Annotated in this window: 11 protein-coding genes; 10 read left to right on the top strand and 1 reads right to left on the bottom strand. The window is 36.8% G+C overall.

Annotated features, from left to right (window positions below; genetic code table 11):
• The first annotated feature begins 3 nt into the window (after positions 1 to 3).
• From CWR48_RS03060 to CWR48_RS03035, 5 genes are all read left to right on the top strand, one after another.
• The gene (locus CWR48_RS03060; RefSeq protein WP_115771567.1) at positions 4 to 249 is read left to right on the top strand and encodes a biotin/lipoyl-containing protein; all 246 of its coding nucleotides are present in this window, start codon (positions 4 to 6) and stop codon (positions 247 to 249) included.
• A 12-nt stretch (positions 250 to 261) separates the two neighbouring features.
• A complete protein-coding gene (locus CWR48_RS03055; protein WP_115771566.1) occupies positions 262 to 945 on the top strand; it encodes a dihydrolipoamide acetyltransferase family protein in 684 nt (227 codons plus the stop codon).
• A gap of 957 nt (positions 946 to 1902) precedes the next feature.
• On the top strand, positions 1903 to 2364 hold the full coding sequence (locus CWR48_RS03045) for a chemotaxis protein CheX (protein WP_115771564.1): 462 nt from the start codon (positions 1903 to 1905) through the stop codon (positions 2362 to 2364).
• Between the two features lie 99 nt (positions 2365 to 2463).
• On the top strand, positions 2464 to 4221 hold the full coding sequence (locus tag CWR48_RS03040) for a methyl-accepting chemotaxis protein (RefSeq protein ID WP_115771563.1): 1758 nt from the start codon (positions 2464 to 2466) through the stop codon (positions 4219 to 4221).
• A 207-nt stretch (positions 4222 to 4428) separates the two neighbouring features.
• On the top strand, positions 4429 to 5064 hold the full coding sequence (locus tag CWR48_RS03035) for a helix-turn-helix transcriptional regulator (protein WP_115771562.1): 636 nt from the start codon (positions 4429 to 4431) through the stop codon (positions 5062 to 5064).
• Positions 5065 to 5568: 504 nt separating this feature from the next.
• Here CWR48_RS03035 and CWR48_RS03030 read toward each other — a convergent pair.
• Positions 5569 to 6183: an acetate uptake transporter gene (locus CWR48_RS03030; RefSeq protein WP_115771561.1), complete on the bottom strand. Its 615-nt coding sequence runs from the start codon at positions 6181 to 6183 to the stop codon at positions 5569 to 5571.
• A gap of 1062 nt (positions 6184 to 7245) precedes the next feature.
• Between CWR48_RS03030 and CWR48_RS03025 the strand changes: the two genes are divergently transcribed.
• The 5 genes from CWR48_RS03025 (at position 7246) to CWR48_RS03005 (ending at position 12938) form a co-directional block, all read left to right on the top strand.
• Complete coding sequence (locus tag CWR48_RS03025) at positions 7246 to 7995, top strand: helix-turn-helix transcriptional regulator (RefSeq protein WP_170140677.1); 750 nt, start codon at positions 7246 to 7248, stop codon at positions 7993 to 7995.
• A 312-nt stretch (positions 7996 to 8307) separates the two neighbouring features.
• On the top strand, positions 8308 to 9708 hold the full coding sequence (locus CWR48_RS03020; protein WP_115771559.1) for an MFS transporter: 1401 nt from the start codon (positions 8308 to 8310) through the stop codon (positions 9706 to 9708).
• A gap of 90 nt (positions 9709 to 9798) precedes the next feature.
• The gene (locus CWR48_RS03015) at positions 9799 to 10977 is read left to right on the top strand and encodes a Gfo/Idh/MocA family protein (protein WP_170140676.1); all 1179 of its coding nucleotides are present in this window, start codon (positions 9799 to 9801) and stop codon (positions 10975 to 10977) included.
• A gap of 21 nt (positions 10978 to 10998) precedes the next feature.
• Complete coding sequence (locus tag CWR48_RS03010; RefSeq protein ID WP_115771557.1) at positions 10999 to 11787, top strand: VOC family protein; 789 nt, start codon at positions 10999 to 11001, stop codon at positions 11785 to 11787.
• A 14-nt stretch (positions 11788 to 11801) separates the two neighbouring features.
• Positions 11802 to 12938 carry a Gfo/Idh/MocA family protein gene (locus tag CWR48_RS03005; protein WP_115771556.1) on the top strand — a complete coding sequence of 379 codons (1137 nt, stop codon included), beginning with the start codon at positions 11802 to 11804 and terminating at the stop codon, positions 12936 to 12938.
• Positions 12939 to 13273 lie beyond the last annotated feature (335 nt).

Here is a 13273-nt window from a genome sequence, read left to right as displayed (position 1 = left end):
AATATGAAACTGGTTGAAGTAAAACTTCCTCAACAAGGAGCAAGTATGACGGATGGGGATATTGTCGAATGGCTAGTTGAAGTAGGGGATGCAGTAGAAAAAGGCCAGGAAATAGTTGAAGTAGATGCAGCAAAAGCATCTTTTACCGTAACAGCACCGGCATCAGGTACCGTTAAAACCTTGGAAAAAGAGGAAGACGAAACAGTCGATGTAGGAGATGTTATTGCGACAATCGAAACTAGAGAATAGTGGTGGGATAATATGAATGAAGCCATTCAGCCGAAGACAATTAAAGTAAAAGGAATGCGCAAAACAATTGCAAGAAGAATGCATGAAAGTTTAGCCACAACTGCTCAATTAACACTGCATTCAACAATTGAAATTCCTGAACTAGTAGCATTTAAGCAAAAGCAAAGTGTATCTTATACAGATCTTTTTGTAAAGGCATCTTCAATGGCACTTAAAAAACATCCGGCGTTGAATGCAACAATGATTGATAATTCGATTCAGCAATGGTCGAACACCAATATTGGTTTGGCAGTTGCACTAGAAGATGGATTAATGGTACCTGTAATCCAAAATACTGAACAAAAGAGCATTGAAAAATTGGCGGACGATAGAAAGGATTTAATAAGTCGTACGTTTTCAGGGGAAGTAACAGCAGAGGAAGTCACTTCTGGGACGTTTACCATCTCCAATTTAGGAATGTATCCAATTGATGGATTTACACCAATATTAAATCAGCCACAAGTAGCATTACTTGGTATTGGTAGAATTCAAAAATTACCAAGAGTTGTAGATGATAATGTACAAATTGTTCCCGTAATACATTTATCGCTGACAATCGACCACAGGGCTGTCGATGGAGCACCAGGTGCAGCGTTTTTACAGGAATTGGAAACAATTCTTCATCGTCCAGAGAGTCTGATGGGATCTAAAGGATAGGTTGCTAATAGTTTCGTTTGCTTAGGTTAAAAGAGCCGTTCGTTCCAGTATGATTATTTGGAACGAGCGGCTTAATCCTTTGATCCGTTATTTCCTCCTCGTAAGGACAGACTAAACCCTTCTATTCGACAAGGCGATGATCTTTGTTACTTTTTGAAATAAAATTCCGGTGTTAGACCCCATAGTCATCTAGGGATGCTCGTCCCATAAAAGAGATAAAGTTACTCCTGCCTAATTCATGGCAAAGGTGGATCAAAAAGATGGCGCAACTGGTTCAATCGGATGGCTGTAATCAATAAATCCTTAGTCAGAAGAAATTATTATTTCAGCAGAAGCAATAATAAAAATATTAAGGTTAATGTTCCATTAGATACTGAACATTATAAAATAGCGTGTGATACACACAGGGATGGTAACGTTGTTCAAGTTGAAGGTGTATTAGAACGATCACGAAATAGATGGGAACTAATGGTCCCAGAAAACTTTGAGCTGAAAAAAGAGTAGATTGCAAAAGAGTGCATCCACTCAATATAAATACTTTCCATCGTAGAATAGCTTTAATTGCGTGTCCGTCACTCTAATCATGAGTAGCGGATTTTTTATTATGCTAAGAGATTCATCGTCCGAGTGCTTTTTTCATTCCTTGTTTAGGTATATTAAATCCTGGTGTCAGTCCAGGCGGTCCCTTTGCCACTTATGGGTGAGAGCCTATTTTATCATAAAGGCTATGCATACGGATTCAATAATTATAATATTACTTCATTTCATTATTCGCTTGAATGCCAAAAAAAGAAACCGATATAAGTTAAGTTAGGTAATATATACCAGTTCTTTTGGCTTAATTAATATCCTGCGAAAACGCTGTTTAGTGTCAGTAGTCGAGGTACTAATTTTGCTGAATTACGAAATAAATACGGATAAAAGTTGATTGAAATAATAAAAGAAGGAGTCTATAAATTGACTATAGCGATTAATGAAAGAAACAGAACCATTACAGATGTATTGAATGGAACATCTGAATCCTTAAAGTCGATAGTACCGATTAATTATCAAATGAGTGAACCACATTTATTAGGCAAGCGCTTAAAGCTTCAATTTGGAGTATTGATTGGAGTCACAGGAGATATAAAGGGCAGTTTAATTTTAACTGGTGATGCAGTTGTTTTTAGTACTATTGGAGAAGCGATGTTTGGCATGCCTATAGAGGGTGAAATGCTATCATCATTTAGTGGTGAATTAGGCAATATGCTTGCAGGTAGAATATCCACCACCATAGTAGAGAATGGCATTCAAACAGATATAACGGCCCCAACAATTTTACAGGGGAACACTACATTATCAGGTTATGAAAGAGCGATTCAAATGACTGCCGAGTTCGATAATATCGGTGGAATGGATATCTATTTACTACTTAATTGATAAATCAACAGCAGAAAGAATTAAAGAAGGATTGGATAAAGTTCTATAAGAATACCAAAAAAATAGATTCATAAACCACTGAGGAAAGGTGTTAACATAATGAAATTTAAATCACTTAAAATTAATTCATCCATCAAAGCAAAACTTATTTGCATATCGATTCTTCTATTGATTGTACCAATGTTGATAATAGGAATTGTTAGCTATCAATATAGCAAAACTAGTTTGGATGAAGTTGGTAAAAAGAATTTAAAAAACAGTGTAGAATTTACCCTTGAAATAATCGAAGCATATAATGTAGAGGTTGAAAAAGGGAATATGCCATTGGAAGAAGCGCAAGAAAATGTAAGGAAAATAGTGTTAGGCGAGAAGAATGAAGATGGAACACGTCCAATTAATCCAAATATTGACCTTGGTGGAAATGGGTACATATTTGTTAATGCAAGTGATGGACTTTCTGTTGTTAATCCTAGTAATGAAGGGGATAATTCCTGGGAACTTGTAGATTCAAAGGGAAATAAATTCGTGCAAGAGTATATTGACAAAGGAATGAGTGGTGGAGGATTTACATTCTATGAATACCCTCTCCCTAATAATAAAAACCAAATAGCAGAAAAAGGTGTTTATTCTAGTTATTTTCCCGAATGGGATTGGGTAGTCAGCGCTGGTACTTATATGATGGAATTTAATCAACCAGCAAGTGAATTATTAAACATAATCCTAATTGTAGCTGGAATTACATTACTTGTTGGTATACTAATTGTTTGGTTATTTGCTAACAAAATTTCTAAACCAATTAAAATGGTAACCGAACATATGGGCCATCTTGCACATGGTGATTTAACCCAAAATGAAATTCATATCAAAACCAAAGATGAAACGGCTCAACTTGGAGATGCATTGAATCTTCTGCAAGGTAACTTGAAGAAAGTCATCTTGAATGTTTCCAATACTTCAGAGACGCTTAATAGTCAAAGTGAAGAATTGACGCAATCAGCGAATGAAGTTAAATCTGGATCCGAACAAGTTGCATCAACCATGCAGGAATTAGCAGCTGGTTCTGAGACGCAGGCAAATAGCACAACTGATTTAGCATCTGTTATGAGTTCGTTTACTACGAAAGTACAAGAGGCAAATGAAAATGGGGAACGTATAGGAGATAATTCGAAGATTGTCTTAAGCATGACAAAAGATGGTTCAGAGTTGATGAATAAATCCATTCAACAAATGGAAAGAATCGATCAAATCGTACAAGAGTCTGTACAAAAGGTACAAGGTTTAGATAAACAGTCGGAGGAAATTTCTAATTTAGTAACGGTTATTAAAGATGTTGCCGATCAAACAAACCTTCTTTCACTAAATGCTGCAATTGAAGCTGCAAGGGCTGGTGAACATGGAAAAGGATTTGCTGTTGTGGCTGATGAGGTACGAAAACTAGCGGAAAAGGTATCTGATTCAGTAACCGACATAACAGACATTGTTACAAATATCCAAAGAGAAACGAACCTAGTAACAGATTCATTACAAGGTGGATATAAAGAGGTTCAATTAGGAACGGCACAAATAGAAACTACTGGTAAGACTTTTGGCAATATAAGTGAAGCTGTAACAGAAATGGTAAATAGTATTACAGCTATATCAGAAAACTTATCTGAACTTGCTGCTAATGCACAAGAGATGAATGGATCCATAGAAGAGATTGCATCCATATCTGAAGAGTCTGCTGCAGGAATTGAAGAAACATCAGCATCTTCCGAGCAGACAAGCAGCATTATGGAAGAGGTAGCTGGAAGTTCGGAACAACTTGCAAAATTAGCAGAAGAGTTGAATGGATTGGTAAGGGTATTTAAACTGTAGTTATGGACAAGGGGACAGGCGAGGCCACTGAAAAAAGGTGCTTTTTTCAGTGGCCTCTGCCTGTCCCTGTGGACCGCTTGTGGTTCTGCATTGAATTTTGTATTTGATAGATGTAAGATAAATTGTTGTGGAAAAATCCATGTCAGATATTACCTTTTTTTCCATTTTATATAATTAGAAATACTGTTACATAGGGGATGGACCGTTTTGAGTACGTTAACAATTATTAAAGAACAGGAAACACAGAAAGATAGAAGAATAATAAGGAATAAATTACTTAACTACAAAATAACACTAATAGAGCCATCAATGATTAGCTATTTATATAATGAAAAATATAGATCAGAAAGTGCTCTTGTACTAATAGAAATCACTAACAATATTGATGTACATAAGTTGATAGAATATTACTCGAATTCTAACGTTAAAATTGGGTTAATTCTTTCCAAAACGGATGAAATGCAATTAACGGAACTATTCAAATTAGAAGTAGATGGTTACTTTCTATCAGATATGGAAATTGATGATATCATTTCAGCAATTAATCTCATTGAAAACGGCGACATATATGTTCATCCTAAGCTAATCAGAGTGCTTCATCAGGAGTTTTTGAACCTACTACATCCGGTACCCTATAGACCAAAAGGGGTGTTAACCAATCGTGAGTGGGAAGTGTTGGAGGAAATTTCAAAAGGATATAGCAACAAGGATATTGGGTCTCATTTTTTCATATCTGAAGCAACTGTTAAAAACCATGTATCATCTCTATTACGAAAATTAAAGGTAAATGATCGAACAGGTGCTATCGTGCTGGCTATCAAGAATGGCTATATATTAAGATGATATTAATTTCACCATATTTCAAATTCAGTATCTAACTTAAGGTGACAAGAAGATAAGCTAGTAGATAAGGAACATGATCGTTCCCTATCTACTGGCTTTTTTAATCATTGGGTAAAAATATTTGAATTTTTCTATTTATTTTAAAACACTCAAAATTACCATTTTTGTATAATGTGTTAAGATATAGTTCTTTTTACTGATATGAAAGTTTAATACTTCCAATCAACTGCAATTATTAACTTCTGCCTTTGAATTCAAATAAATAACAGACAAGGGCATACTATTTGAAAGGATAAGAAACAACTCTTAGGATTTAACGTAATTTTTTTACCTTGCTACCAGTATACCATTCTTACAGATTTTCTGGCTATCTTGGATTTTAAGCAGTTAGCCTCTTTTTGCGTGCAAATAATAAGCAAAAAATAGAGTGTAATACTTCAGGAAATGGATTTTTATAATGGCAATCACCATATTTAAAAACTAACAGAGACGGGAAGGTGTTTTTTACTTAAATATGCCGAATGGTTTTCCTACTGGTAATGTCACTTTCCCGAAATGTGTGTTTAATAGGGATGCAGCTGCACCATAAAATGAAAACAAAGCAACGAGCAATTCAGCGATTGCGGTAAGCATATGTGAAAACTCGTACATGATATTAAATGAACTTAAGGACAATCCGATAAATAAGAAATCAATGCACACGAAAATAAAAAATAGTACTTTGTGCGTTTCCATTGCACCGACCGTCATAAACAAGCTGAAGATTAAGTAACCGACAAATGCAACACCGAGCTGTTTCGAATCCGCGTTTGCAAGCAAGGTCTCACCGAAAGCACCCATTTGTATCATCCACGTTGTTCCAACACCGAACCAAAACAGTCCATATGCAGTAAATGCGGTTGCACCAAATACATTATTATGCTTCGAATCTAATAAGCCTGCAATTATTTGTGCAAGGCCACCTAAAAAGAAAGCCCACGGCAATATTAAAGCCGTACCCTCTGTCCATCCTAATTTTTGCGATGAGGCTACAAGTGTAACCATTGCTAAACCAAACAGCCCCAAGGCAGATGGATCAGCTGCCAAAATTTTTATTGAAGTATGATTTTGATTGTTCATATAATGTCTATTTCCTCCTAGATGATATGCCTTTATAAAGATACATAAGATTATCTTGTTTGTCTAGGAGAATTCGATAATATGGGTAGGACAGAGCATGTGATTATTTGCAGTTAATGCATTGATATATGGTAAAGTAATATTAAGAGTTCATCGGAATAGAAAGGGCTTGATGGGACAGCAGCAAATAAGTTTCAATGTGGGTCTATATTAAATAATAGAAAAGGGGCTAATTAAATGATTAGAGTTGTTTGTAAGGTAAAGTTAAAACCAGTGATTGCTGGGTGTCAGACCCCAATAAATTTGAAATGAAAAAAATGGTAGTAGTTCTTCATTAGTATTTCTTCTATCGCAGCATATCAAACCTCAAAAGGTGCTACCCGTGCATTATTAAAAGTAACAGCAACAAACGTAGCGGAATATGATATATTCGTGTAAACTCTCTTCCCCCTGGTGCCGTTCGTAACACCTATGTTGAAATCAGTCGATTAAGACTTTGTAAAGGCGATGCAAAAAACGATACCGTTAGGATTCATGGCGGATCCTATTGATATTGCTTACGTGTTTTATTCTTGGCATCCGAGGAGTCTCGTTTTATCCCGAATTAACTGGCTGTAAGACCCCCACTTAATGAAGTTTCACTTTATGACAGAGTCGGAACTAGTTATTGACGGTGGTACTATCGCAAAATAAATATTAGACAAAAAACAGGCTCAATTGAGTCTGTTTTTTGTCTAGCAGGATAGCTCTAGTAAACCATGCGGTGGCGAATCGTGAAGTTGAAGAATGTGGAAAGTGGACCTTTATCTGGCTGATATTTCTCATACGCATTCCAACTTAGTTGGACAATAAAATTGAGGGCATGTAGAATAATAGATAACTGGCGAGGAGAATCTACTTTGTCCAGAAAAAGAAGAAAATTTACAACAGATTCTAAGAGCAAGTGGATGCTATTTGATGCTTATAAGATATTGAACCTTTTGAAAAGTAATTATGAATACCACAGTTACATATTGATTCGAAGATGGTTAAATAAAGCAAATCATGGAAGGTGAATTTGAGATGGAAGTCCAGAGTCATACTAATCCAGAAGCACAGTTAAATTCTAAAGATCTTACACCTGAATTTATTAGATTTCAACATAAAATAAGGAGAGAGTTACAGCGTGGTATACAGCAAGGTGATTTGGATACCGTAAAGGAAAAAGGGCAATTGATGTTTGAAATACTGGGTAAAGATGAATTAAACATTCTTAAAAGAGTCGAAAATAAGGTTCGTGCCTATAAAAATATTATATTATCGCTTAATACACTATACAGCTGTGAAGCTGAAAACGGAGGATTAAGTCCATTTCAAACCCACTTAATTTCTGAAAAATATGCTATTATGATTGAACAAGCAGAGAACAGCTCTCAATTCGAAGAAATTCATTTGAAAATGCTAGAAGAATATACTGACCCAACAATCCGAATAACAAGAAGTGAAAACCTAAGCATAGTAGAGAGGGCTGAAAAATATTTAGAGCTGAATTTTGCTGAGGAAATTTCAATTGAAGGAATAGCATGGGAATTACATATTAACCCTTCTCATTTAATGCGTGAGTTTAAAAAAGAAAAGGGAACAACCATTAGTAAATACCGAAATCATAAAAGAATAGAAAAAGCTAAAGAACTAATGGTATCCTCCAATCTTTCAATGACTGACATTTCGATTATGGTTGGCTTTAGAAATTCCCAATATTTTTCTACACTTTTCAAAAAGATAGAAGGAATAACTCCGGTAGAATTTAAAAGGATAAAAAAGAATAACTAATTTTTACCCAAAAGGAAAAATTTTAAGCGCATAAGTTTGTTTATGTGCTTTTTTCTTTGGAAAAAGAAATGTGCAAGTTTCCATTAAAAAGAACGCAATTATATTATAAAACCTTTTTTGTTAACATTGTATACTATATTTAGGTACTAAATAAAGCGCTTACAATTCTAACCTAACAACAAGTTTTATTTAGTATAGAAGTTTCAATCGATATGAAAGCGGTTCACAAAAGGGAGGGAAGAAAGTACCCCTAGCTTTAAAAGCATTAAAGGAGTTTATCAACTTATCTTTAAATTAATTGGAGGGGTGGTCGTGAAAAAGTTTGGTGCTAGAGATCAAATTGGTTATATGTTAGGAGATATCGGTGGAGGTTTGGTTAACCAATATATTGGTGCATTTTTCCTAGTCTTTTGCATTTATGTATTAGGTGTCAGCCCTTATTTTATGGGTACGTTATTTTTGGTGGCTCGTATTTTCGATGCTTTTACCGATGTAATTATGGGGACAATTCCAGACCGTTGGAAAATTGGTAAAAGCGGTGATAAGTTTCTTCCGTATATTAGTATTTCAAAATGGTTATTGGCTGCTTCTCTGATACTATCGTTTGTTGATGTATCTAACTTGAATTCAACTTTAATTCATATCTGGGTTGTTGCTGTTTATATCTTTTTTGGAATTGCTTACACTGCTGACTCCATTCCTTATGGATCTCTTGCTGCAGTTATTTCGGATGACCCTATTGAACGTACAAAACTATCGCGAGCTCGTGCACTTGGTGGGTATATAGTTGCGTTTGGATTTCTTGCCTTTGTCCCATTATTTGTTTACGATTCGGATAGAAATGTAATACCTGGTGCTTTCCTTATAGTAGCGATTGTATTTGCTGCATTTTCTCTTTTATCTTATAAAGGACTAACCACATTAACGATAGAACGTATTCGTGATGATAAGCCTGATGGTGCAAAGTCTGATTATAAGTTAAAGGATGCATTAAAAGCAGCAATGAAAAATAGACCCTTAATTGGGATAATGGTTGCTTCAATCGGAGCACTAGCAATCCTTGGTGGTGCAAGCCAATTTGCCGCAATTGTTTTTGCGGAATATTATAAAATGCCAGGTGCCTTTGGAATTAACTCGGTTGCCAGTATCATAATTACGCTGATATTATTTGCCTGTGTTCCAAAACTTGTAGCAAAGTTTGGAAAAAAGAAATTAGTCATTATCTCTGCTGCATTTAGCTTAATAGCAACAAGTTCACTTTTATTCTTTTTCGCCGAAAATGTTTACGTTTTCATTGCATTGTACAATATCGCGACTATTGGTTCATTCGTATTTACAATGATGGTTTGGGCATTAGTAACGGACTGTTTGGATTATACAGAACTTCAATCTGGAAAACGTTATGATGGAACTTTGTATTCTATATACTCTTTCTCTAGAAAATTAGGAATGGGGTTTGGTGCTGCTATATCTAGCTATGGACTTGGACTAGCAGGATTTGTAACAGGAGCACAATCACAAACAGTAGAAGTAGCTGAAAATATCGTAAGAATTTATATCTTAGTGCCGATAATTGCATTTGTATTTATTCTTATTGGTGTTGGATTGATTTTTAACCTAAATAATAAAAAGACTGATGAAATGTATAAAACTCTTGGGGAGAGAAGGGATTCAGTATTGAAACAATCCGACGAGAGTGTTGACGCCATATGATGATCGCAATGTATTCATGAATGGTGGTATGCGTTAGATTAAATTCAATACTGATTTACTATGGTGGAAAAGGAGGGGGCGAAAGATTCCATGAAAAAAGTTCGAGTTGGAATGATTGGAAGTGGGTTTGCAGCTGCGTTCCATATGAAGTCGTACAAGCAAGTACGTGGAATTGATGTTCAAGTTATTGCCGTTACGTCACATAATCAGGAAAATGCAGTAAAATTTGCTGCTGAACATAACATTCCACAAGTATACCAAAGTGTGGAAGAATTATTAGCCAATCCTGATATCGATGTTGTAGACTTGTGTGTTCCGAATCATCAGCATGCAACACTAGCTATCGCTGCGGCACGCTCTAAAAAACATATTATTTGTGAAAAGCCGTTGACAGGATTCTTTGAAAAACCAAGTCAATCAAATGTTAGTGATGAGGCATATGCGGTTCGCGCTCTACAAGAGGTAATGAAATCATCTGATGACGTTTTTCGAGCAGTGGGGGAAAACGAGGTTAAGTTTATGTATGCTGAAAACTGGGTGTATGCACCTGTTATCTCTAAAGCTAAGCGGTTGTTATGGGAATCGGGAGGCACGATCCTTGATATTCGGGCTGAGCAAAGTCACAGCGGTTCGCATGCGAAAGCATCGAAGAGAGTGGAAACTTCTGGAGGGGGTTCATTACTCCTTTTGGGGGCACACCCGGTAGCAGCTGCGATTCACCTGAAGCATGAAGAGGGAAAGCGAAAATATGGTGTACCTATTCACGTTAAATCCGTTTCAACGGAACTTGGATTTATGAGAAATAACTTGGACCCATGGTTAGTAGCAGATTGGGTCGATGTCGAAACCTGGGCGAGCAGCATATTGACATTTACAGATGGAACAAAAGCAATTGTCACGGCCTCTTTCGAAGTACTGGGAGGAGTAAAAAATGTCGTTGAAATTCACACTTCTAACTCCGTACTCAAATGCAATATGAACCAGAACGATTCTCTTATGACGTATGCGCCAGACGAGAATGTATTCGGAAATGAATTTATTACAGAAAAATTAGCGACCAAAGCAGGTTGGAATTATGCGAGTATTGATGATGAATGGGAAAAGGGATATCATCACGAAATACAGGATTTTATGGAATGTATCGTAGAGGATAGAGAACCACTATCCGGACTTCCATTAGCACGTGAAGTGGTGGAAGTGATTTATTCTTCTTATCTATCTGCTGCCTCAGGGAGCAGAATTGAGGTTTTTTCAAAAATAAATAGTTAATATAAGGGAGAGATAAAGATTATGATCTATGAACTTAATCATGTAGGAATGTTTGTGCGGGATGCCGAAAAGACAGTTGATTTTTACGAAAAGTATTTGGGTGCTAAGAATGTATTTGATTATTCCGTACCAGGAGTTCCTGTCCGGTTGGTGTATTTACAAATTGCAAATGGAATGATAGAGATTGTCGATTTGGGAGATAAGGCGCCAAAATTCGGCTATGAGCATGTTGCGTTTATGTCAGACAGTATTGATGAGGATTACCAAAGGCTTATTCAAGCAGGTTACAGTTCTATAGAGGCACCTAAAAAGGCTGCATCCGGAAATGGAAAAATTTGTTTTGTAGCAGATCCTAGTGGCGTTAAAGTAGAGCTGATTGAACGGGAAAGTACATTACGTATTCCTACTATAGTAGATGGGGACATCCGAGACTTTGACCATATTTCGATTCTAGCGGATGACTTAGAAGCATCTGAACAATTTTATACGCAGCATATTTCCATGAATTCTTTAAGCCGTAAGTATGTGGAAGATTACGATGTAACCTTCTCCCATCTTCATAAGGGATTGGAGAATCTAGAATTGATGCATTTAGGAAAGTCAAAGGTTGAAGGAGATCGTATTTTACACATCGCGCTTCGAGTTGATGATGTGAATGCCATGACAGAGAAACTGACAAAACAAGGCGTTGAATTTGATCCTGATTACCCGAAAACAGCTGCGTTCGGTGGTGGACTGACTGCGAAATTTAGCGGTCCGGACGGGGAAAAAATCGAATTAGTGGACCGTAAGAATTTACAGGAAATTTAAGGAGGTATTACAAGATGAATAAGGTGCGCATTGGGATAATTGGACTTGGATTTATTGGTTGTAGGCATGCAGTTAGTTTAGCAAATAATGCTATACCGGGAGCAGAGTTGACGGCGGTATATGATAGAAATCAGGATAAGGAGCAATGGGTGAAAGAGAATTTAGGTGAGAATGTCAAGCTATTTACAGATGAAGAACAATTTTTTAATTCGAATATGATTGATGGCGTTATCATTGCTACGCCGCATCCTTTCCATACTGAAATTGCGATCCAAGCATTCAAACATGATTTACATGTATTAGTTGAGAAGCCTGCAGGGGTTTATACGAAGGAAGTACGTCTCATGAACGAAGCAGCTGTTGCTTCTGGGAAAGTGTTTAGTATGATGTTCAATCAACGATTAAACCCTTTGTTTATCAAGTTAAGGGAGTTAATTTCCTCCGGAGAACTGGGTGAAATCACAAGAACCACTTGGATCATCACGAATTGGTTCCGTGCACAAAGCTACTATGATTCCGCAGGCTGGCGTGCTACATGGGCAGGTGAAGGGGGTGGGGTACTTATCAATCAGGATCCCCATCAGCTAGACCTTTGGCAATGGGTGATCGGAATGATGCCGAAACGGGTACGAGCTTTTTGCAAATTCGGTAAATACCATAATATTGAAGTGGAAGATGACGTAACGGCCTATGTGGAATATGAAAATGGGGCGACAGGGCTTTTTGTAACGTCAACAGGAGAAGCCCCGGGAACGAATCGATTGGAAATAAATGGTGACCTTGGAAAAATTGTAGTAGAGGATGGCAAAATCACTCTTTGGCGATTGAGTGTGCCGGCGTCAGAATTTAGCAAAACCTTCAAGGGCAACAGCTTTGATCAGCCGGAAATTAGAAAAATTGATATTCCAGTTGAAGGTGATACGGACGCACATAATTGGGATGGCATCATTACGAATTGGGTTGATGCCATTGCGAATGGGACAGAGCTAATTGCTTCTGGAGAAGAGGGAATTAAGAGTCTCATGCTTTCCAATTCTATGCTATTATCAACATGGACGGATAATTGGGTAAATCTGCCGATAGACGAGGATTTATTCCACGAACATTTGCAAAAACAGATAAACAACTCGAAAACTCAAATAAACGTATAGGGTGAACTGCACCTCCAATTGATGGACACGATCGAACAATTGTTGGTGCAGTTTTTTTATGGGGAATTTACTTTAGAGCTAGGTGCTTGTCTGAAAAAAGGATTTTGGGGTCAGACCCCTACTACGCAGTTTGAAAGAGCGACAGATTTACCTCCAAGTGGTTTTAGCTCCTTTTGTCGAATAGAGTGGATAAAAAGGGGGACAGGACAAAGGTACGGGTACATTATCTACCATTGAATTAAATGTATTGCGGTTATGGTATCTATCCCTCGGTCCCCCGATGGCATCCTATTATATTTTAGATTTAATAAGTGCAGTACTATGAATCTCTCCAT

This window comes from Oceanobacillus arenosus, from assembly GCF_003369575.1.
Lineage (GTDB): Bacteria > Bacillota > Bacilli > Bacillales > Amphibacillaceae > Oceanobacillus > Oceanobacillus arenosus.
This window is presented reverse-complemented; position numbering and strand designations above follow the sequence as displayed.

Coding starts and splice junctions, on each gene's coding strand:
- CWR48_RS03010 (WP_115771557.1), top strand. CDS start 10,999: ATGATCTATGAACTTAATCATGTAGGAATGTTTGTGCGGGATGCCGAA.
- CWR48_RS03015 (WP_170140676.1), top strand. CDS start 9,799: ATGAAAAAAGTTCGAGTTGGAATGATTGGAAGTGGGTTTGCAGCTGCG.
- CWR48_RS03030 (WP_115771561.1), bottom strand. CDS start 6,183: ATGAACAATCAAAATCATACTTCAATAAAAATTTTGGCAGCTGATCCA.
- CWR48_RS03005 (WP_115771556.1), top strand. CDS start 11,802: ATGAATAAGGTGCGCATTGGGATAATTGGACTTGGATTTATTGGTTGT.
- CWR48_RS03055 (WP_115771566.1), top strand. CDS start 262: ATGAATGAAGCCATTCAGCCGAAGACAATTAAAGTAAAAGGAATGCGC.
- CWR48_RS03060 (WP_115771567.1), top strand. CDS start 4: ATGAAACTGGTTGAAGTAAAACTTCCTCAACAAGGAGCAAGTATGACG.
- CWR48_RS03040 (WP_115771563.1), top strand. CDS start 2,464: ATGAAATTTAAATCACTTAAAATTAATTCATCCATCAAAGCAAAACTT.
- CWR48_RS03025 (WP_170140677.1), top strand. CDS start 7,246: ATGGAAGTCCAGAGTCATACTAATCCAGAAGCACAGTTAAATTCTAAA.